Origin of the sequence: Leisingera sp. SS27 (genome assembly GCF_028368855.1) — a bacterium.
GTDB lineage: Bacteria > Pseudomonadota > Alphaproteobacteria > Rhodobacterales > Rhodobacteraceae > Leisingera.
Map to the genome: position 1 here is coordinate 306,870 of NZ_JAQNCY010000004.1, position 19,839 is coordinate 326,708.

17 protein-coding genes are annotated in these 19,839 nt (G+C 63.0%); 7 read left to right on the forward strand and 10 right to left on the reverse strand.

Translation table 11 applies throughout. From position 1 onward, the window contains the following. Window positions 1-56 precede the first annotated feature (56 nt). Window positions 57-1,361, reverse strand: a complete 1,305-nt coding sequence (locus N6L27_RS11605; RefSeq protein ID WP_271907414.1) for an HlyD family type I secretion periplasmic adaptor subunit — start codon at window positions 1,359-1,361, stop codon at window positions 57-59. Next, on the reverse strand, window positions 1,358-3,091 hold the full coding sequence (locus tag N6L27_RS11610; RefSeq protein WP_271907415.1) for a type I secretion system permease/ATPase: 1,734 nt from the start codon (window positions 3,089-3,091) through the stop codon (window positions 1,358-1,360). The genes N6L27_RS11605 and N6L27_RS11610 overlap by 4 nt, the downstream gene beginning before the upstream one ends. 162 nt (window positions 3,092-3,253) lie before the next feature. On the opposite strand from N6L27_RS11610, the gene N6L27_RS11615 reads away from it, so the two are divergent. Beyond that, window positions 3,254-4,015: an MlaA family lipoprotein gene (locus N6L27_RS11615; protein WP_442915765.1), complete on the forward strand. Its 762-nt coding sequence runs from the start codon at window positions 3,254-3,256 to the stop codon at window positions 4,013-4,015. A 2-nt stretch (window positions 4,016-4,017) separates the two neighbouring features. Then, window positions 4,018-4,614, forward strand: a complete 597-nt coding sequence (locus tag N6L27_RS11620) for an MlaC/ttg2D family ABC transporter substrate-binding protein (RefSeq protein ID WP_271907418.1) — start codon at window positions 4,018-4,020, stop codon at window positions 4,612-4,614. 267 nt (window positions 4,615-4,881) lie between these two features. Here the strand turns inward: N6L27_RS11620 and N6L27_RS11625 are convergent, their stop codons facing one another. Beyond that, on the reverse strand, window positions 4,882-7,092 hold the full coding sequence (locus tag N6L27_RS11625) for a transglycosylase domain-containing protein (protein WP_271907420.1): 2,211 nt from the start codon (window positions 7,090-7,092) through the stop codon (window positions 4,882-4,884). Window positions 7,093-7,364: 272 nt separating this feature from the next. On the opposite strand from N6L27_RS11625, the gene N6L27_RS11630 reads away from it, so the two are divergent. Together N6L27_RS11630 and N6L27_RS11635 are read left to right on the forward strand one after the other, a co-directional pair. Then, window positions 7,365-7,703 carry a P-II family nitrogen regulator gene (locus N6L27_RS11630; protein WP_027257453.1) on the forward strand — a complete coding sequence of 113 codons (339 nt, stop codon included), beginning with the start codon at window positions 7,365-7,367 and terminating at the stop codon, window positions 7,701-7,703. A 26-nt stretch (window positions 7,704-7,729) separates the two neighbouring features. Then, a complete protein-coding gene (locus tag N6L27_RS11635; RefSeq protein ID WP_271907422.1) occupies window positions 7,730-9,064 on the forward strand; it encodes an ammonium transporter in 1,335 nt (444 codons plus the stop codon). A gap of 146 nt (window positions 9,065-9,210) precedes the next feature. On the opposite strand, the gene N6L27_RS11640 is transcribed toward N6L27_RS11635, so the two are convergent. The 3 genes from N6L27_RS11640 to sseA form a co-directional block, all read right to left on the reverse strand. Beyond that, complete coding sequence (locus N6L27_RS11640; RefSeq protein ID WP_271907423.1) at window positions 9,211-9,468, reverse strand: hypothetical protein; 258 nt, start codon at window positions 9,466-9,468, stop codon at window positions 9,211-9,213. A gap of 266 nt (window positions 9,469-9,734) precedes the next feature. After that, window positions 9,735-10,919 (reverse strand): amino acid aminotransferase, encoded by a 1,185-nt coding sequence (locus N6L27_RS11645; RefSeq protein ID WP_271907424.1) that lies wholly within the window; start codon window positions 10,917-10,919, stop codon window positions 9,735-9,737. 3 nt (window positions 10,920-10,922) lie between these two features. Further along, entirely contained in the window at window positions 10,923-11,777 is an 855-nt protein-coding gene (gene sseA / locus N6L27_RS11650) for a 3-mercaptopyruvate sulfurtransferase (RefSeq protein WP_271907425.1), read from the reverse strand. 348 nt (window positions 11,778-12,125) lie between these two features. On the opposite strand from sseA, the gene N6L27_RS11655 reads away from it, so the two are divergent. Beyond that, window positions 12,126-13,160, forward strand: coding sequence for a leucine-rich repeat domain-containing protein (locus tag N6L27_RS11655; RefSeq protein WP_271907426.1), 1,035 nt, complete (start codon window positions 12,126-12,128; stop codon window positions 13,158-13,160). A 12-nt stretch (window positions 13,161-13,172) separates the two neighbouring features. On the opposite strand, the gene smpB is transcribed toward N6L27_RS11655, so the two are convergent. The 3 genes from smpB to N6L27_RS11670 all read right to left on the reverse strand — a co-directional run bounded on the left by smpB (window position 13,173) and on the right by N6L27_RS11670 (window position 15,193). After that, on the reverse strand, window positions 13,173-13,655 hold the full coding sequence (gene smpB / locus N6L27_RS11660; RefSeq protein ID WP_271907427.1) for an SsrA-binding protein SmpB: 483 nt from the start codon (window positions 13,653-13,655) through the stop codon (window positions 13,173-13,175). A 45-nt stretch (window positions 13,656-13,700) separates the two neighbouring features. Further along, window positions 13,701-14,555 (reverse strand): DMT family transporter, encoded by an 855-nt coding sequence (locus N6L27_RS11665; RefSeq protein WP_271907428.1) that lies wholly within the window; start codon window positions 14,553-14,555, stop codon window positions 13,701-13,703. Between the two features lie 77 nt (window positions 14,556-14,632). Then, window positions 14,633-15,193 (reverse strand): helix-turn-helix domain-containing protein, encoded by a 561-nt coding sequence (locus tag N6L27_RS11670; protein ID WP_271907429.1) that lies wholly within the window; start codon window positions 15,191-15,193, stop codon window positions 14,633-14,635. Between the two features lie 104 nt (window positions 15,194-15,297). Here N6L27_RS11670 and N6L27_RS11675 point away from each other — a divergent pair, with 104 nt between their 5' ends. Together N6L27_RS11675 and ilvD are read left to right on the forward strand one after the other, a co-directional pair. Then, window positions 15,298-16,476, forward strand: a complete 1,179-nt coding sequence (locus N6L27_RS11675) for a benzoate/H(+) symporter BenE family transporter (RefSeq protein WP_271907430.1) — start codon at window positions 15,298-15,300, stop codon at window positions 16,474-16,476. Window positions 16,477-16,611: 135 nt separating this feature from the next. Further along, the gene (gene ilvD, locus N6L27_RS11680) at window positions 16,612-18,456 is read left to right on the forward strand and encodes a dihydroxy-acid dehydratase (RefSeq protein ID WP_271907431.1); all 1,845 of its coding nucleotides are present in this window, start codon (window positions 16,612-16,614) and stop codon (window positions 18,454-18,456) included. Between the two features lie 432 nt (window positions 18,457-18,888). Here ilvD and N6L27_RS11685 read toward each other — a convergent pair whose 3' ends face one another. Beyond that, window positions 18,889-19,707 carry a sulfotransferase family protein gene (locus N6L27_RS11685; RefSeq protein WP_271907433.1) on the reverse strand — a complete coding sequence of 273 codons (819 nt, stop codon included), beginning with the start codon at window positions 19,705-19,707 and terminating at the stop codon, window positions 18,889-18,891. Window positions 19,708-19,839: the final 132 nt, after the last annotated feature.

A 19,839-nucleotide genomic window follows, 5' to 3' on the forward strand; every position in this document is an offset into this window, starting at 1 on the left:
CCTGCAGGCGCGGGGGCCGCCGCATTCCGGTTTCATGCGATCAAAACGGCGGGGCGTCAGCTTTCGCGGAAGGCCTTGTTGAAGTAATCCGCCAGCGGCTTGACCAGATAGGCCAGCGGCGAACGGTCGGCGGTGCGGATGTAGCTTTCCACCGGCATCCCAGGGATCAGCACCGCGCCCGCAGGCAGGCGGCCTTGCTCCCCGGGGTTCAGCTCGATCTCAGCCCGGTAGTAGGAAAGGCCGCTGCCCTGATCCTCAAACGCATCGGCCGAAACCTGGGTTACACGGCCGAACAGTTCCGGTGTCGAGCGCTGATCCAGAGCCGAGAACCGCAGGGTCACTTCCTGCCCGGTGAAAAGCTGATCAATGTCAGTGGGCGCAACCTGTGCTGCAATCACAAGCGGCCGGTCTTGCGGGACCAGGTAGAGCACTGGATCGGCCGGCCGGATCACCGACCGGGGGGTCTGAACCTGCAACCCGTAGACCACGCCTGAAACCGGTGCAGTGATGTCCAGCCGCGCAAGACGCTGCTGCAGGGAGCGTCGGGTCTCGGCCAGTTCCAGTTCCTGGTAGCGCAAGTCGCGCAAGCGGGTAATCGCCTCTTCACGCTGGCCTGTGCCCAGCTTCAGGATTTCAATGTCGATCTCGGTGATCCGCCCCTCCGCCTGTGCCTCTGAAGCGACCAGCTCACCCAATTGCCCCTCCAGGCTGGCCTGGGTGCGGCGCAGGTTCAAAACCGTGGCCGCCTGCGCAAGACCCCGGTCCAGGAGCGATTGCTGGTTGCCCAGTTCCTCGCCGATCAGATCAAGCTGCACATTCATCGATTTCTGCTGCGCCTGGATGCCCCGGATCTGTTCCTGGATCTGCGCCCGGCGTTTCTCAAGCTGCTCAATCTCACGTGCGGTCGTGTCTCTGCGGGCCTGAAACAAGCGCCGCTGGCCATCGACCAGATCCGCGACCTCCGGCTGGGCTTCTGCGGTTTTCAGCAGCTCAGGGTCGAAGGCGACCTCCGCCGCTTCGTCCCGTTCCGCCTCCAGCCGGCCGCGCCGTGCCATCAGCTCGAAAAGCTGGCCTTCCACGATCACCAGCTGAGAGGCCAGTTCATTGGCGTCCAGCCGGATCAGGGTCGTGCCCTCTGTTACGGTATCGCCTTCATCCACCAGGATCTCCGCAACGATGCCGCCATCCAGGTGCTGCACCACCTGCCGGTTGCGATCGACCTCTATGCGTCCCGTTGCCACCACCGCACCGGAAATCGAGGACAGCACCGACCAGGAGCCAAAGCCGCCCACCAGCACCACAAGGGCAATCAGGCCGATCATCAGCGGCCGCCGCGCAGGCCAGCTGGTTTCCACGTTCATCGCACACCTCCCGTGCCAGTTGCCTGGCGGATGTTCTGATGGTTGGCGACCATTTCCTGCAGCACCTTGTCCTTGGGGCCAAAGGCCGTCTGGGTGCCCTTGTCGATCACCAGCAGCATATCGCATTCCTGGATCGCCGCTGGCCGGTGCGCCATAATCAGGACCGAGCGTCCTTCCGCCTTGATCTGCTTGATCGCCTGGTTGAGCGCGATCGAGCCCTCGTTGTCGAGGTTGGAGTTCGGCTCATCGAGGATCACGATCACCGGATCGTCGAACAGTGCCCGTGCCAGCCCGACACGCTGCATCTGCCCGCCCGACAGCCGGCCGCCGGTGGCGCTGACACGGGTGTCATATCCCTCAGGCAGCTTCAGGATCATCTCATGCGCGGCGGCCTTGCGGGCGGCCTCCACCACTTTCTCGGCGTCTGGCTGCTGATGGAGGCGGGCAATATTCTGGGCAATTGTGCCATCAAACACCTGCACCCGCTGCGGCAGATAGCCAATGTGCCCGCCCAGCACGTCCGGTGCGTACTGATCCAGCGAGGCTCCGTCCAGCCGGACAGAACCCGCCGCAGGCCGCCACACTCCAGTCAAGGCGCGGGCAAGTGTCGACTTGCCCGACCCGGACGGCCCGATGACCCCGATCGCCTGGCCGGGCTGCACCCGGAAATTCACGTTGCGCAAGAGCGGCGCGCTGCTGCCCGGCGGCACCACTGCCAGTCCCTGCACTTCCAGCAGCGCCTTTGGCTTGGGCAGCGCGGTGCGCGTATCCTCCTCAGGCACCTTGTCCAGTAGCTCCGCCAGATTGTGCCAGCCCTTGAGCGCCCGCTGTACCAGCACCCATTGCCCCAGCCCCAGCTCAATCGGTGCGAGCGCCCGCCCCATCAGGATGGAGCCAGCGATCATCGCCCCCGGTGTCACCTGGTTCTGCAGTACCAGATACGCGCCCAGACCCAGCATCGCCGATTGCAGGAACAGCCGCAGCGTCTTGGTCAGCGTGGTGAAACCGCCGCCGGTGTCATTGGCCGTCACACTATCGGTCAGCGCCGCATCCCTGGCCTGTTTCCAGCGTGCGAAAGACGCCCCCCGCATCCCCATCGACTGGATCATCTCCGCCTCATTGCGGATTTCCTCGGACATCAGATTGGCCTTGTGGCCGGTCATGTTCGCCTTCTGCTGCGGGACCCGCGTGAACAGCTGGTTCAGCAGCGCGATCACCACCAGCACCGCCCCGCCAGCCAGTGCCAGCAAACCCAGCCAGGGATGGAACAACGCGATCCCCGCCAAAAATACCGGCGTCCAAGGCAGGTCGAAGGCCGCAGTCAGCACCGGCGAGGCAATCAGCCGCTGGAGGGCCTCCAGATCGGACAGGCCAGTCTGCGCCACAGGATCCTGCGCAACCGACGAGCGGCGGATCATTGCGTCGAACACCCGCTTGTCCAGCGCTGCCTGGAACCGCGCGCCGACCCGCGCCATAATGCGGCCGCGGGCGTAATCCAGCAGCCCCATCATCCCGTAGAGGAACACGACCAAGAGCGACAGCGCCAGCAGCGTCGCCTCCGACCGGCTGCCCAGCACCCGGTCATAAACCTGCATCATGTACAGAGGGCCGGTCAGCATCAGCAAATTCACAAAGAAACTGAAGACCCCGGTGAACCAGTACAAGCCGCGGCTTTGCCGCCGCACCTGTCGCAGTTCCTCATATCCGTTTTTGTAAAGGGTTTTATTCATGCTCAGACTGCAATAGTGGTTCGATGGCTTCAGGTCAGGGCTGGAATAGTACCAGTTGTGGCATAGCCAGGTAAAAAAATGTAATCAGACTGGAATTCGGGCCAAGAACTCTTATTTGCCCTCCGATGCGCCCGTTCCAGTTCCAATTGGACACTTATCCGAATGCCCTTGATGTTGCGACCGCTTAAATTTGTACCTGCGCTGATTTTGGCCGCTTTTGCTGCGGGCTGCGCCACCCAGGACCCGGTTGCGCGCGCCTCCGGCGAAGTGTTCGACCCTTATGAGCGGACAAACCGCACAATTCATGCCTTCAACCGCGGTGTGGACCGGGTCGCTTTCCGCCCTGCGTCCAAGGGCTATGTGGCAATTGTGCCCGCCCCGATGGTCACCAGCTTCTCCTACTTCGCAGAGAACCTTTCGATGCCCGGCCAGATGGTCAACGCGCTGCTGCAGGGTGATCTGAAAACGGCCGGCAATGCATTTTCGCGCTTCGTGATCAACTCCACTGTGGGGTTTGCGGGCCTGGCTGACCCTGCTACCGAATTCAAGGTGCCTGCGGTCGATACCGATTTCGGTGAAACACTGCACAAATGGGGCGTTGGTGAAGGCGCCTACGTCGAGTTGCCGCTGCTCGGCCCCTCGACCAGCCGTGACGCCGTGGGGGTAGCAGTTGATTTCTTCACCAACCCTCTTGGCCATGTCGAGCAGAATACTGCCGACAACATCACCATCTACGCCGAGATCGTGCGCCGCATGGGCGATCGTGGCAACTATTCCGACACGATCGACTCGATTCTCTATGAGAGCGCCGACAGCTATGCGCAATCGCGGCTGATCTACCTGCAGAACCGCCGGTTCCAGCTGGGGGATGGCGAGGAGATCAAGGAAATCGACCCGTTCGAACTGAACACTGAAGGATTTTGAACATGGACCGCCGCGAATTCCTGACCGGCCTGTGTGCCGGAGCTGCCGCACTGGTTGCCGCACCGCAGGCCCTGTGGGCGCTGACCGAAAGCAGTGCCAGCACATTGATCAACCGGCTGGTGGCCGACATCAACCGGGTGATTGAATCCGGCAAGGGTGAAACTGCCATGTTCCGCGACTTCGAGCGGATCTTCCAGCAATACAGCGACACATCCTATATCGCAGCCTATGCGCTGGGTGCCGATGGGCGCCGCGCGTCCTCGGCCCAGAAGAAGGCGTTCTCCAAAGCCTTCCAGGGCTATATTTCGCGCAAATACGGCAAGCGCTTCCGCGAATTCATCGGCGGCAAGCTGGAAGTGAAGGGCGTCAAGAAGGTGAAGAAATGGTATGAGGTAAGCACCATTGCCTACCTCAAGGGCCAGTCCCCATTTGAGGTGACCTTCCTGGTGTCGGACCGCTCCGGCCGCGACCTGTTTTTCAACATGTTCATTGAGGGTGTGAACCTTCTGCTGACCGAGCGCACAGAAATTGGTGCGATTCTGGACAGCAAGAAGGGCGACATCGACGCACTGATCGGCGAGCTGAAGCGGCTCAGCTGAGAAGCAGAATGCAGATTGCAAGACAGGCTCCCTCCGGGGAGCCTTTTTCTTTACTGTTAGAGGGCAGACCATTCGGACTGCCAGCTGAATGCGGCAAGTCCTCCCGCCCGTCGCAGCGGCATCCAGGATACCGCGCTCCCGTTGGGCACGGCGCCCGGCCCTGCGGGACGGGCGCGCGCCGCACCTGCAAGGTGCGGCGCCGGGCCCAACCGGCGATGCCTCCGCAAGGAGGCTGGCGACGGGCGGGAGCACGCCCTGTCCTCAGGTTCAGTTGCCGAGAATATCGCGCAGGATGTTGTCGACCGCGCGGCCCAGTTCCTGACCGAGGTTCGGCCCCTGGCGGCGGCGCTCGCGGCGGGTTGGCTGCGGCGGCGGAGCAATCGGTGCCGGTTCCAGCATCGGCAGCGGCTTCGGCTCCAGCCCGTCGTGCACGCGCACCATTGTCTCGCGCCAGATTTCGGCGGGCAGGCCGCCGCCGGTCACGCCGGACAGGGGCGTGTTGTCGTCGTAGCCCATCCAGACACCGGCAACATAGTCGGCCGTGAAACCGATGAACCAGGCGTCCTTCGCGGCTGACGTGGTGCCGGATTTGCCCGCCGCCTGCCAGCCCGGGATCTTCGCCCGCTGGCCGGTGCCGCCGGCAATCACCTTTTCCATCATCCAGACCAACTGCTGCGCGGCTTCCGGCCGGATCACCCGCTCGCCGATACCGCCGCTGGCGCCCATCAGCGCCTCGCTGTCCTCGACCAGCTTCAGCTCCGTCACACCATAGGGCGTCACAGAGGAACCGCCGTTCAGGATACCCGCATAAGCCCCGGTCATCTCCAGCAACGTGCTTTCCGACGCGCCCAGCGCCAGCGCCGGGCCTGCAGCCAGGTCGCTGTCAATGCCGAAATCCTTGGCCACAAGGCTCACCTTGTCACGGCCAACGGCTTCGGACACTTTCACAGCCGGCACATTCAGCGAGTCCCGCAGCGCCCGCGCCAAGGTTACTTCGCCATAAAACTTGCGAGTGTAGTTGTCAGGGCACCACTGGCCGGAGCCGAGAATCTGCAGGCAGTACTTGGCATCCAGCACCCGGTCATAGGGCGAATACCCCAACTCAAGCGCGGTGGCGTAGACAAAGGGTTTGAACGCCGAACCCGTTTGCCGTTTGGCTTGGGTCGCGCGGTTGAACACACCCGAGACGCGGGTCTTGCGCCCGCCCACCATCGCCCGCACGGCGCCGTCGGCGCTCATCACCACGATGGCGGCCTGCGCCTTGGAGCCCTGACGGACCTTGTTCTCAAACACAAATTTCAGCGCTTCCTCAGCCGCGCTTTGCAGGCGCTGGTCCATGGTGGAGCGGATCACCACGTCCTCAGTCGTCTGATCGCCCAGGAAATCCGGGATGCTGTCCATCACCCAGTCGGCAAAGTACCCGCCCGCCCGTGCCGCTGCCGCCTCGCTCAGCTCTGCCGGTTTGTTCTGGTACTTCTGCATCTCCGCCGTGGTCAGATAGCCCTGCTCTTGCATCAGCCGCAGCACAGTGGCGGCCCGGTCCTGCGAGCGCTGCAGGTTGTTGGTGGGTGCCAGCGTCGAGGGCGCGGTCAGCAGCCCCGCCAGCATTGCGCCCTCCGCCGGGTTCAGCTGGTTCGCCGACTTGCCGAAATAGCGCTGCGCCGCAGCCTCCGCCCCATAGGCGCCGCCGCCCATGTAGGCACGGTTCATATAGATCGAGAGGATCTCATCCTTGGTGTACTTGGCCTCCATCGCCAGGGCAAAGATCGCCTCGGTGCCTTTGCGCCAGAGCGAACCTTTGCGGCAGTCCGCCTCATAGGCGCTTTCGCTTTTCCACTCCGTTGGGTCATAGACCTTGCCCAAACACAGGAGTTTTGCCGCCTGCTGGGTGATGGTGGAGCCGCCATGGCCTGACAGCGGCCCTCGGCCCTCGCTCAGGTTGATACGCACAGCGCTTGCGATGCCGCGCGGCGACAGACCGAGATGTCGGTAGAACCGTTTGTCCTCGGTCGCCACAATTGCGTTCTTCAGATGCGGTGAGACGGTGTCCGCTGTCACCACACCGCCGAACTGGTCGCCGCGCCAGGCAAAGACCTCGCCCTCGCGGTCCAGAATGGTGACGGAACCGCGGGCGCGGCCGTCCAGGTACGCCGAGACATCCGGCAGGCGCGCATATTGAAAGGCCACAGCAAGGCCCACAAGCCCGCAGACCACCATCCCAATGCGCCATGTAAACCCCCAGACCAGCCGGAATACAAAGGCAAACGGCGCCAGCAGCCAGCCAATGGGCCCGCGTTTTTTGGGTGCGGGCCTGGCGCGGGACTTCTTACGGCCGAAAAGCCGCCCCAGCAGACCCGGCTTCTTCGCCTTGGCTGCCGTTTTCCTGCGCGCAGGTTTCTTGGCAGCTGGTTTCCCCTTGCCGCCCGCGGAATAGCGTTTCTCTGCCACCAAAGGCTTGCGCCCGGATCCTTGTGCCATCGTCTGTTCCTGCCCGGTTTGCCCGTTGTCCGGCGACAATACCCTGCCCGCGCCGGATTGTAGAGGGGGCAGAATCCGGACCTTTCCCCCTTTGCCAGATGGCCGGTTTTTAAGCGAACCGGTCAAAAGGCGCAAAATTATTGTGCGCCCGCAGAAAGACGCGCGGAAATTTGCTGGCGTTCACTTTGCACGACTCGGGGCGGCGGTTTTGCTGCAGGTGCACAATGCATCGGCAGGGGGCCGGGGCAGCGCAAAACCTAAGGGATGCAGAGATGAAAATGATCATAGCCGCCATCAAGCCCTTCAAGCTGGACGAGGTCCGCGAGGCGCTGACCGGTCTTGGCGTGAGCGGGCTGATGGTCACCGAAATCAAGGGCTTCGGCGCCCAGGCGGGCCATACCGAGATTTACCGCGGCGCCGAATACGAAGTGAATTTCGTGCCGAAGCTGAAACTGGAACTGGTGGTGCCTGCAGACCAGGCCGAACAGGCCGTCAGCGCGATATCCGAGACCGCGCGCACCGGCAAGATCGGCGACGGCAAGATCTTCGTTCTGGATGTGGAACAGGCCCTGCGGGTGCGCACCGGCGAAACCAATCTCGAGGCGCTCTGAGCGAGCCCGGCATGGAGGAAAGATTTATGAAGACCCTGAAACTCCCCCTTGCGGCGCTGGCACTGGCGGCACTGCCAAGCCTGGCGCTGGCCCAGGACAGCCCGGCCCCGGGCGTGACCCCTGCTACCGACACCGTGTTCATCCTGAACTCGCTGCTGTTCCTGATCGGCGGCTGCCTGGTGTTCTGGATGGCAGCAGGCTTTGCCATGCTGGAGGCCGGCCTGGTGCGTTCCAAAAACGTCACCATGCAGCTGACCAAGAATATGGCGTTGTTCTCTCTGGCCGCCGTGTTCTACTGGCTGATCGGCTATAACCTGATGTATCCGCTGGGCAATTGGGCCATCGACGGTGTGCTGTCCGGCGTCTTTGGCCCCGGGGTGCTGGAGGCGGTCGGGATCACCGCGGAAGGTGCGGATGATTACTCCTATGCCTCCACCGGCTCCGACTTCTTCTTTCAGCTGATGTTCTGTGCCGCCACCGCCTCGATCGTGTCGGGCACCCTGGCAGAGCGCATCAAGCTGTGGCCGTTCCTGATCTTCACCATCATCCTGACCGCCGTGATCTACCCGTTCCAGGCCAGCTGGAAATGGGGCGGCGGCTTCCTGGAGCAGATGGGTTTCCTGGATTTCGCAGGTTCCACCGTGGTGCATTCGATGGGCGGCTGGGCCGCGCTGACCGGTGCGCTGATCCTCGGCCCCCGTATCGGCAAGTACAAGGACGGCAAGACCATCCCGATGCCCGGCTCCAACCTGGCGCTGGCAACCCTCGGCACCTTCATCCTTTGGATGGGCTGGTTCGGCTTCAACGGCGGCTCGCAGCTGGCGATGGGCTCGATCGGCGACGTGGCTGACATCAGCCGCATCTTCTCCAACACCAATGCTGCTGCGGCAGGCGGCGCAGTGGCTGCTCTGGTGCTGACCCAGCTTCTGTTCAAGAAGCCGGACCTGACCATGATCCTGAACGGCGCGCTGGCCGGCCTGGTGGCGATCACCGCTGAGCCGCTGACCCCGGGCCTGGGCCTGGCCACCCTGATCGGCGCCATCGGCGGTGTGATCGTAGTCTTCGCCGTGCCGATGCTGGACAAACTGCAGATCGACGACGTGGTCGGCGCCATCCCGGTGCACCTGCTCTGCGGCATCTGGGGGACCGTGGCCGTGGTTCTGTCGAACCCCGAAGCCAGCCTGCTGACCCAGCTGACCGGCATTGCCGTGGTGGGCGTATTCACAGTCGCAGCCTCTGCCGTGGTCTGGATCATCCTGCGTGCAACCACCGGCATCCGGGTCGAGGAAGAGGATGAGGTCAACGGCCTGGACATGGCGGAACTGGGCATGGAGGCCTACCCGGAGTTCTCGCCGAGCTGAATGCGGACCCAGAGGACAAAAAACGCGGCGCCTGTTTCAGGCGCCGCGCTTGCGTTTCGGCGGCGGGCTCCCGCCAGGTGCAGGATCATCAAAAGATGATCCCTCCCTGTTGGGCCGGGCGCCGCTGGTGCGGCACGGTCCCGGGCTCAGCCCTGAGGGACAACAATCACCTTGGGCACCTTCTGGTCCCGGTAATCGCGGCGGTCTTCGGCGCGGTCCAGATGATCCTCAACCACGTCCCAGACGCCAGTGTCGATGGCTTCATCCCGGCGGTTCTCGCGGCGGTCGGCGCGGTTTTCAACCCGGTCGATGACCTCGCCGTTTGCTGCAAAGGCGGGGGCGGCCAGCGGCAGGGCAACGGCCGCGGAAAGGATCACGGCGAGGGCGGATTTTGCGAGGGTCATTTCAGGTCTCCTGGGCTGTGTTGCTATGTGGCTTCCGCAAGCACAAACGCGGGGCTTTGGCGCTTCCGTCGCCCCATCACGCATAACCTGGCGTCAAGCGGCATCCCGCACCGCGTCAGCGGTGCCACCCCCAAGCCTGCAAGGAACTTGGCGCAGCCAGCGTGTACAGCAGCCGCGGGAGCCCTGCCCCTGCAATGCTGCGAGTCACCGCGCCAAAAAAACGCGCCCGCAAGGGGCGCGTTCCTGAATTTCAACGTGCCTGACGCTCAGACGCCGGCGTCGACAATCGCCTTGGCCAGCACCGGCACGGTCTGCGCGTTGAGGCCTGCAATGTTCAGGCGGCTGTCGCCGACCATGTAGATGCCGTTGTCCACGCGCATCTTCTCGACCAGCTCCGGCGTGGTGCCGAGAAGCGAGAACATGCCGCGGTGCTGGGCGATGAAACTGAACCGGTCAGAGCCGGTCAGCCGCTGCAGCTCATCCGCAAGGCTCTGGCGCAGGCCCAGCATGCCGAGCCGCACCTCTTCCAGCTCTGCGGCCCAGTCGGCGCGCAGGGCGTCGTCGTTCAGGATCATGGTCACCAGCCGGGCGCCGTGATCCGGCGGGAAGGAGTAGTTCTGCCGGTTCAGGAACGCCAGGGTGCCCTGGTTCAGCGCTTGAGCACCCGCGTCGTTGGAGACCGCCATCAGCAGGCCGGTGCGCTCCCGGTAGATGCCGAAGTTCTTGGAGCAGCTGGCCGCGATCAGAGTCTCGGGGCAGCTGGAGGCTACAAGGCGCACGCCCAGCGCGTCTTCTTCCAGGCCGTCGCCAAAGCCCTGATAGGCGATGTCGATCATCGGGATCAGGCCGCGCTCGTTCAACAGCGCGATGACCTCTTTCCACTGCACCTCGTTGAGGTTGGCGCCGGTCGGGTTGTGGCAGCAGCCGTGCAGCAGCACCACGTCGCCTTTCTGCGCGCCTTTCAGGTCTTCCATCATCCCGTCAAAGTTCACACCGCGGGTGTCGCGGTCGAAATATCGATAGACGACGGCTTCGATGCCGACGTATTTCAGGATCGACACGTGGTTCGGCCAGGTCGGATCCGACACAAAGACGCGCGCCTTGGGGTTGGCCATCTTGATCAGTTCAAACGCCTGCCGCACCGCACCGGTGCCGCCGGGGGTCGCAGCAGCCGCGATGTTTTCACGTGCAACCGCATCGCCCAGGATCAGTTTGATCATGGCATCAGAGTAAGCCGGGTCCCCCGCCAGGCCGACATAGGACTTGCTGGTCTGCTCTTCCCAAAGCTTGTGCTCAGCCGCCTTGATCGCGCGCATCACCGGGGTGACGCCCTCAGCGTTCTTGTAGACGCCGACGCCAAGGTCGATCTTGTCCGCGCGCGGGTCGTCGCGGTACATCTGCATCAGCGCCAGGATCTTGTCGGCGGGCTGGGGTTTCAGGGTCTCGAACATTGCTCAGTTCTCTCCGGTAGCAACGGGAAGCGTCGGGAAGGCACCCCACTCCACCCAGGACCCGTCATAAAGCGAATGATCGGCCTTGCCGATACGCTCCAGAGCGAGGCTGAGGATAGCGGCGGTAACGCCCGATCCGCAGGAAGTAATCGCAGGCTTGCTCAGATCGGCGCCGGCGGCCTCAAAGGCGGCGCGGATGCCAGCGGCATCCTTCATCGTGCCGTCATCATTCAGCACCTGACCGAAAGGCACATTACGGGAACCGGGAATATGGCCGGCCCGCAGCCCCTCGCGCGGCTCCGGCGCGTCGCCTCGGAACCGTTCCGCGGAGCGGGCGTCGATGATTTCGTGATCGCCCAGCTTGGCCGCGGCAGAGACCTGGGTCACATCGCGCACCATGTGGTTCTGCACCCGCACGGTCATATGGCGGTCGCGGATCACCGGCGGCAGGTCCTCGACCGGATGGCCTTCGGCCTGCCATTTCGGAAAGCCGCCGTCCAGCACCGCAACATTGGTCTGCCCCATCAGCCGGAACAGCCACCAGACACGAGCCGCCGAAAACAGCCCGGCACCGTCATAGACCACCACCTGGTGGCCATCACCGACGCCCATGGCACGCAGCTTGGACATGAATTTTTCAACCGGCGGCACCATATGCGGCAGGTCGGAGCGGTTGTCGGAAATCTCGTCGATATCAAAGAACCGCGCGCCAGGGATATGGGCGGCCTCATACTCCGCCTTGGCGTCGCGCTCTTGCTGCGGCAAATACCATGATGCGTCCAGCACCCGAAGATCCGGGTCCTTCAGATGGGCCGCAAGCCAGTCCGTGGAAACCAGCGTCTTCGGATCGTCCTGCATCAAAGCGTCTCCCTATCTGCATTTAGCGCCATGGGTACATCCCGGGGCTGGGCGGTGCAAGCCATCCTGACGCCTCACACGCCAATGCATGCATCTTGCCCGCGTTTTACGAAGCAGCAACAAGTATACTGCATAATTGCGACATGTTTCCGATAAGGTATTCAAATGCCCAGTCTGCGCAGTTACTTCGCATTTTTCCTGACGTCAGCCTGTTTAGGAGCACCGCCGCCCGCCAGCGCAGAATGCACACAATTTGAAAATGCATGCATATCCGTCAATGACTTAAAGGCGAGCATCCGGATCGGCGGGACCACATCAGACCTACAGGAACTGGCACAGTTTCAGCATTTGACCGATCTGTCGCTGATAGCTGAACCGGGATATCAGGGCCTGGTGGATTTGTCGCCGCTCGCTCAACTTGCCAGCTTGCAAAAGCTGGCATTGGTGGGGCTTACCGTATCCGGCCTGACGCCACTGACCGGGTTGCCGGAACTGCGGCGGTTGAGCCTTGATTCTGTTCACGCGCCGGATTTCACTCCGCTAACGCAAATGACCGCGCTTGAGCACCTGTCCATCTGGGGTATCGGGGAGGTAACCGACCTTTCTTTCCTGCGCGGCTATACCCGTTTGCAAAGCCTCAATATTGCTGGCACCGGTGTCACGGATCTGACTCCTCTGGAAGGGGTCGCGTCACTGGAAAACCTGCTGGCCTTCAACACCGGGATATCCGACCTGGCACCACTTGCCGCAGCAAACCTGCGCGTGCTCTGGATCTCCGGCTGCCCCGTCCAGAGCCTGGCGCCGCTGGCGGCCTCCAGCAACCTGGAAATGCTGCGCGCGGACGGAAGCAGTCTGCAAAGCCTGGAGGGCCTGCAGAACAAACCAGCCCTTCATACCGTGATCCTGGCAGGCAGCCGCGTTGCCGACCTGTCGCCTTTGGCAGGCTCGCGAAGGCTGGCAGAGCTGGACCTTGCGGATACGCAAATCCAAGACCTTGCCCCCCTGTCGAACCTTACTCTGCTGCGCAAACTGATTTTGGACGGAACCCCGGTCAGCAGCCTTGAACCGCTCGCAGGCGGCAGCCTTCGGGAACTCTCAGCAATTGGCACCGCAGTGACCAGCCTGGCACCGGTCCGGCATATGCAAGAGCTTAAGGAGCTCGGCATTTCCGGAACAGGCATCCGGGACCTGCAACCGCTCGAAGGTCTGAAGAACCTGTCGATCCTGCGGGCCATTGGCCTGCCTCAAGATATTCTCCTGCCGCTGCTCAGAACGGAAAACCTGAGAATCCTCTATGCCGGGCCGGAAAGCGGACCGCACAGGCGGCTGCTTGGGCGGAAGCAGATCGCCAGATACGTCACCGGTGCGCGTCAGCATGAATGACAAGCCCGAAGCTTACCGCGCGTCCTTCAGCAGCCGCTGTTTCTGGCGGCCCCAGTCGCGCTTGGCCTGGGTTTCACGCTTGTCGTGCAGCTTCTTGCCCTTGGCGATGCCCAGCTTGATCTTGGCGCGGCCGCGGTGGTTGAAGTAGATCACCAGCGGCACCAGGGTCATGCCCTTGCGCTGGGTAAGGTTCCAAAGGTCCGACAGCTCCTTGCGCGACACCAGCAGCTTGCGGCGGCGGCGTTCCTCGTGCTTGAAGACCTTGGCTTGCGCATAGGGCGGGATATATGAGTTCACCAGCCACAGCTCGCCATCTTCCACCGCGGCATAACTATCGGCGATGTTGGTTCCGTTGCCGCGCAGCGCCTTGACCTCGGACCCTTCCAGCACGATGCCGCATTCGATATCGTCTTCGATCGCGTAGTCAAAGCGCGCCCGCCGGTTTTCGGCGATCACCTTGTAGTTCGGGTCTGATGTCTGCTTCTTCTTGGCCATGGGCGGCAGATGTAAGGCCGCGCTGCGGCAGGCGCAAGATGCCGCTTACGCCTTGCGGCTGCGCAGCAGCGTGAAAACACCACTGACGACGATCACCGTGCTCCCGATCAAGGTAAGCGCGTCGGGGCGTTCGCCGAAGACCAGCACCCCCAGCACCATGGCAAAAACAAGCCGTGTGTAACGGAACGGTGCGATGACAGAGATTTCCCCTGCCCGCATCGCGCCGGACAGAGCGTTATAGGCAATCACCCCGATCACTGTCGCAGCACCGATATCCAGCCAGCTGCGCGCTTCCGGCCAGACTGCGCCGCCGGTCCAGCCCAGCGCAATGATCCCGGCAACAACCAGCATGGCAAACCCCAGAAATCCCAGCTGGTTGTTGCTCATGTCCTTCGGCGCCGCGCGGGTCGCCAGATCGCGGCCCGCAAATCCCAGCGTGCCCGCCACCGCAAACAGCGAGGCTGGTTCGAACCCGCTGAGGCCCGGCCGCAGGATCAGAAGAACCCCGGCAAAGCCCAGCCCGATTGCCAGCCAGCGCCGCCAGCCAACGGTCTCGCCAAAGAACACCACCGCACCCGCGGCCACCACCAAGGGTGTCGCTTGCAAAATGGCGGAGGCCGAAGACAAAGGTGTCAGCGCAATTGCCAGCGTGAAGCACAACCGCCCGACCACCTCCGCCAGAGAGCGCAAAACCATCGGGCGCGTGCCGAAGCCCGGGTGCCAGGGGGCGTGACCCTGCGCACGCGCCAGCGCGGCAAAGACCGCCATGCCGCCCAGCCCGAACAGGATCAGGATTTGCCCCACCGGCAGGCTGGCGGCGGCGGACTTGATGAACATGTCCTCTAGCGCAAAGGCGGCCATGGCCAGCACCATCAGAAGGCTTCCGCGCAGCGTATCCATTCCCGGTTCCAAATCCCGTAAACTCAATCACTTGCGCAAGTGGTAGGGGCGCAGCGGACCATGCACAAGAGCGGGGATCAATCCCGCTGCGTCAGAACCGCCTGCCGATAGTGATGCATGTTGAGGAAAGACGCGCCGGTCTCAAGGCTGCGGTAGCCATGCGGCTGATCGGCTGCAAAGCGCAGGCCCTGCCCCGGCTCCAGCGCCACCCACGCGCCATCGCGCAGCACCTCCATGGAGCCCTGCAGCACATAGACTTCCTCGGTCACGCCGGTATCGTGTGGCTGCGACTGGTGGCTCTGACCGGGTTTCAGCGTCACCTGAAAGGTCTCCGCACCCAGCAGCGGATCAAAGGGAAAGACGATCTTCACCCCGATGCTGCCGGGAAACTGCACCGTCTCATAGACGCCCGTCACTTCGCTCACCGGCCGTGCGGCCTCTCCTAGCAGGGCGGTCAGCGGCAGGTGGAACCCTTTGGCAATCTTCCACAGCGTGGCAATCGTCGGGCTTGATTCGCCGCGCTCGATCTGCCCCAGCATCGCCTTGCTGACGCCTGTGGCCTCCGCCGCCTTGCTGAGGCTAAGCCCCGCCGCCGCGCGGATTTCCCGCAGGTTCAGGGTGATGCCGTCATTGTTCATTGTGTCTGCCCGTCAAAAAAGCCTTGTGCGCTATAACGCACGGATTGTAGTGTGCGCTATAACGCACGCAACCCTACCCTGCCCGGCCGCCAAGGAAAACCCGCATGCTCAAAGATCTGAAGCTCTCGCATCTCGTCTCCGGCGCGGTTGCAGTGCTGGTCGGTTACACAGGCTCGGTTGCCATCATTTTCCAGGCGATCGAGGCCGTCGGTGCCACCCAGGCACAGGCAAACAGCTGGATGCTGGTGCTGGGGCTTGGAATGGGGATCACCTGCCTGATCCTGTCGCTCGTGTACCGTATGCCGATCCTGACCGCCTGGTCGACGCCCGGAGCGGCGCTGCTGGCGGTCAGCCTCAACGGCGTGCCGCTGGCGGAGGCGGTGGGCGCCTTTCTCCTTTGCGCAGTGCTCCTGACACTCACCGGCATCACCGGCTGGTTCGCCGCCCTTTCCCGGCTGATCCCGGACAGCCTGGCCAGCGCGATGCTCGCGGGCATCCTGTTCCAGTTCGGGCTGTCCGCCTTCACCTCGCTGCAGACCGACACTGCACTGGTGGCCGTGATGGGCCTTACCTTCCTGGCCGGGCGCAAGCTGTTCCCGCGCTACACGATTCCCGCCGTGCTGTCCGCCGGTGTGGCGTGGTGCGCTGCCACCGGCGCCTTCGGTAGCCTGGAGGCACTGGACCTGACGCTCGCCCGCCCCGAATTCGTCATGCCTGCCTTCTCATTACCGGTGCTCATCGGTATCGGCCTGCCGCTCTACATCGTCACCATGTCCTCGCAGAACATGCCCGGCGTCGTGGCGCTGAAGGCCTGCGGCTATGAACCGCCGGTTTCCGCCAGCCTCACCGTCACCGGCCTGGCGTCGCTGCTGCTTGCCCCCTTCGGCGGCTTTGCCTTCAACCTCGCCGCCATCACCGCCGCCATCTGCGCAGGCCCGGAGGCGGATGAGAACCCAGACACCCGCTATCTGGCCGGGGTGATGACGGGCCTTGTATACATCCTGGTGGGGCTTGGCGGCGCCACCGTCATCAGCCTGTTCCTGATCGCACCCAAGGCGCTTGTTGCCACCGTTGCAGGCCTTGCGCTGCTGGCAACCATCGGCAACAGCCTTTCCGCCGCGCTGAAAGAACCGCAGGGGCGGGAAGCTGCCCTGATCACCTTTATGACCACGGTCTCCGGCATCAGTTTTTACGGAATCGGCGCGCCGTTCTGGGCACTGGTGCTGGGGCTGGCTGTGAATCACTGGCTGCGCGGCCACGCCCCCGTCCCGACCCGCGCCTGACAGAGCCGCCGCAAAACAGAAACCGCCAACAAATTCCGGCGCAATCTGCGCCAAAATTACCGAAGCATGCCCCGGCAGGTTGCCTTTATTGCGCAAATCGTGTGTTTGGGGTCAAATTCAAAGGGAAGCGCTCAAATGCCGATGTACCGATCCAGAACCTCCACCCATGGCCGCAACATGGCGGGCGCGCGCGGACTATGGCGCGCAACCGGCATGAAAGACGATGATTTCGGCAAGCCGATCATCGCAATCGTCAACTCCTTCACCCAGTTCGTGCCCGGCCACGTCCACCTCAAAGACCTGGGCCAGATGGTTGCCCGCGAGGTTGAGGCGGCCGGCGGCGTTGCCAAGGAATTCAACACCATCGCGGTGGACGACGGCATCGCCATGGGCCATGACGGCATGCTCTATTCGCTGCCCTCGCGCGAGGTGATCGCCGACAGCGTCGAATACATGGTCAACGCGCACTGCGCTGACGCCATGGTCTGCATCTCCAACTGCGACAAGATCACGCCCGGCATGCTGATGGCTGCCATGCGCCTCAACATCCCTGCGATCTTCGTCTCTGGCGGCCCGATGGAAGCGGGCAAGATCGACATTGCCGATCTCGACATGAAAAAGATCGACCTGGTCGATGCCATGGTGGCGGCGGCGGATGACAAATTCACCGACGATCAGGTGAAGCATATCGAGGAAAACGCCTGCCCGACCTGCGGGTCGTGCTCGGGCATGTTCACCGCAAACTCGATGAACTGCCTGGCCGAGGCCCTGGGCCTGGCGCTGCCGGGCAACGGCTCGACGCTCGCCACCCACGCCGACCGCAAGGGATTGTTCCTGGAGGCGGGCCGCAAGATCGTTGAGATCACCAAGCGGCATTATGCGGAAGAGGAAAAAGGCCTGCTTCCGCGCGAGATCGCCACGTTTGAGGCGTTTGAAAACGCAATGAGCCTGGATATCGCCATGGGCGGTTCCACCAACACCGTGCTGCACCTCCTGGCGATCGCCAACGAGGGCGAGGTGGATTTCAACATGTCCCACATGGACGCCCTCAGCCGCAAGGTGCCCTGCCTGTGCAAGGTGGCGCCGAACACGGCCAATGTGCATATGGAAGACGTGCACCGGGCCGGCGGCATCTTCTCGATCCTGGGTGAATTGTCCCGTGCAGGCCTCTTGCACAACCACTGCAGCACCGTGCACTCCTCGACCATGGGCGAAGCCATCGCCAAGTGGGACATCAAGGTTGCCAACAACCCCGAAGCTGAAGAGCTGTTCAAAGCGGCCCCCGGCGGCGTGCGCACCACGCAGGCGTTCAGCCAGTCCAACCGCTACAAAGAACTGGACAACGACCGTGAAAACGGTGTGATCCGCTCCAAGGAGCACGCCTTCAGCCAGGACGGCGGCCTTGCGGTTCTGTTCGGCAATATCGCGCTGGACGGCTGCATTGTGAAAACCGCAGGCGTGGACGCAAGCAACCTGACCTTCACCGGCACCGCTTATGTCTGCGAAAGCCAGGATCAGGCGGTCAATGACATCCTGACCGGCAAGGTGACCGAAGGCGACGTGGTGGTGATCCGCTACGAGGGCCCGCGCGGCGGCCCCGGCATGCAGGAAATGCTGTATCCGACCTCCTATCTGAAATCGAAGGGCCTCGGAAAAAAATGCGCCCTGCTGACTGACGGGCGTTTTTCCGGCGGCACCTCGGGCCTGTCGATCGGCCATGTCTCGCCCGAGGCGGCCGAAGGCGGCACCATCGGCCTGGTGCGTCAGGGCGACAAGATCGAGATCGATATCCCCAACCGCTCGATCCATCTGGCGGTCTCCGGCGAAGAGCTGGCCGCGCGCCGCGAAGAGCAAGACGCCAAGGGCTGGAAACCCGCTGAGCCGCGCAAGCGCAAGGTCTCCAAGGCGCTGAAAGCCTATGCGCTGCTGGCCACGTCTGCGGCCAAGGGCGCCGTGCGCGCACTGCCCGACGAAGACTGATACTGCTCAGACCTGGAGCACACAGAACCCGCCGCCCCAATCGCGGCGGGTTTTCTTTTGGCCTCCGCTCCTGAGGCCGGGTCAAGGGCCGCGCAAAGCGCGGCGGCGCAGCCGCTTGCTCTTGAGGCGGCATCAGGGGCTTCACAACGGACAAGGCGCGTTCAGGGCACACCTGCCCCTGAACCGCTTCTCAGCAAATTTCCTTCAGCACCTTAGATCTCCCGCCCCCCGCTGCAGCCTGCTGGCTGACGCCAACACCCCCTGCGGTGTTAGGCGCGGCGCCGTGCTGACGCACGGCGTGCCTCCGGCGGGAGTATTTGGCCGAAAGTGAAGCCAAATGGCTCATTGCAGCACACGCCTGCGCCGCGTCAGCGGCGCCGGGCCCAAGGCTTGGCGCTGCATCTGTGATGCTGCGGCTAGGCGCGGGAGCCTCTATTCCCCCAGCTTGGCGTGCACCTCGTCCAGGTCGATCTCTCCCACCGGCATCTTATTGGCCGGGTTCTCGAAATCGTATTTGAACAGCTCGAAGTCCCGCTTGTAGATCTCGTAGACCAGATGCATCGACAGGTCGTCGAAGTACTCCTCCACCGGATGCGCGCGCTTGGGGCCGTGGCCTTCGCTTTCGTTGAAACGCGGAATCGCAGCCAGGTCCACGGGATGCGGCGTTTCGATTGCGTTCAGCACCCCCTGCATTCCGTCATTGAACGCCTCGGTCCAGAAGATCCGGTTGTAGCGCCCGCCGTTCAGAATGAAGGTCGACACATGCCCCGACATCGCCGACCAGTGGATGTCCGGATCCATCGGGCGGCGCCAGCGGATGGTGTCGCGGGCAAACAGCAGAAAGCGGCGGAAGCTGGCGATCTGATCGAACTCCTGCTTGCCGTCATCGCCGCCGACTTCGATCCCGTATTCATACGCGAGCTTCGGCACCAGATTGCCGCGGTAGCGCTTGCCGTTGCGCTGGATACCACAGATCTTGTCGAAGAAAGACGACAGGATACGGGTGTAGGGGTTGCGCACGCAGGTGAAAGCATAGGACTGCTGCCCCTGCACGTTACGGGTGATCGGCCCCTGACTGTGCTCCAGCGCCCATTTATGCAGACCGTCCTTGGCATCATGGATGTCGCCGTCAAAAAACTGCCCGTGGTCGGAATAGTAAAGGATCTGCCCGATGGTCGAGCAGGCGCATTTCGGCACCACCCGGTAGACCACAGTTTCACTTTCCGTCATCCAGGTGCCTGGGAACCCCATTTGCCGCCCTCTTGTCCGTCTTTGCCTGTTCCAAGCAGTAATTGCATATGTTTACCGAAACGGGAACTATCTGGTTTATTCGCGCGCGCCGCCCGCTTATCAAGGTAAACAATCAGGCAGAACAAGGCAGTC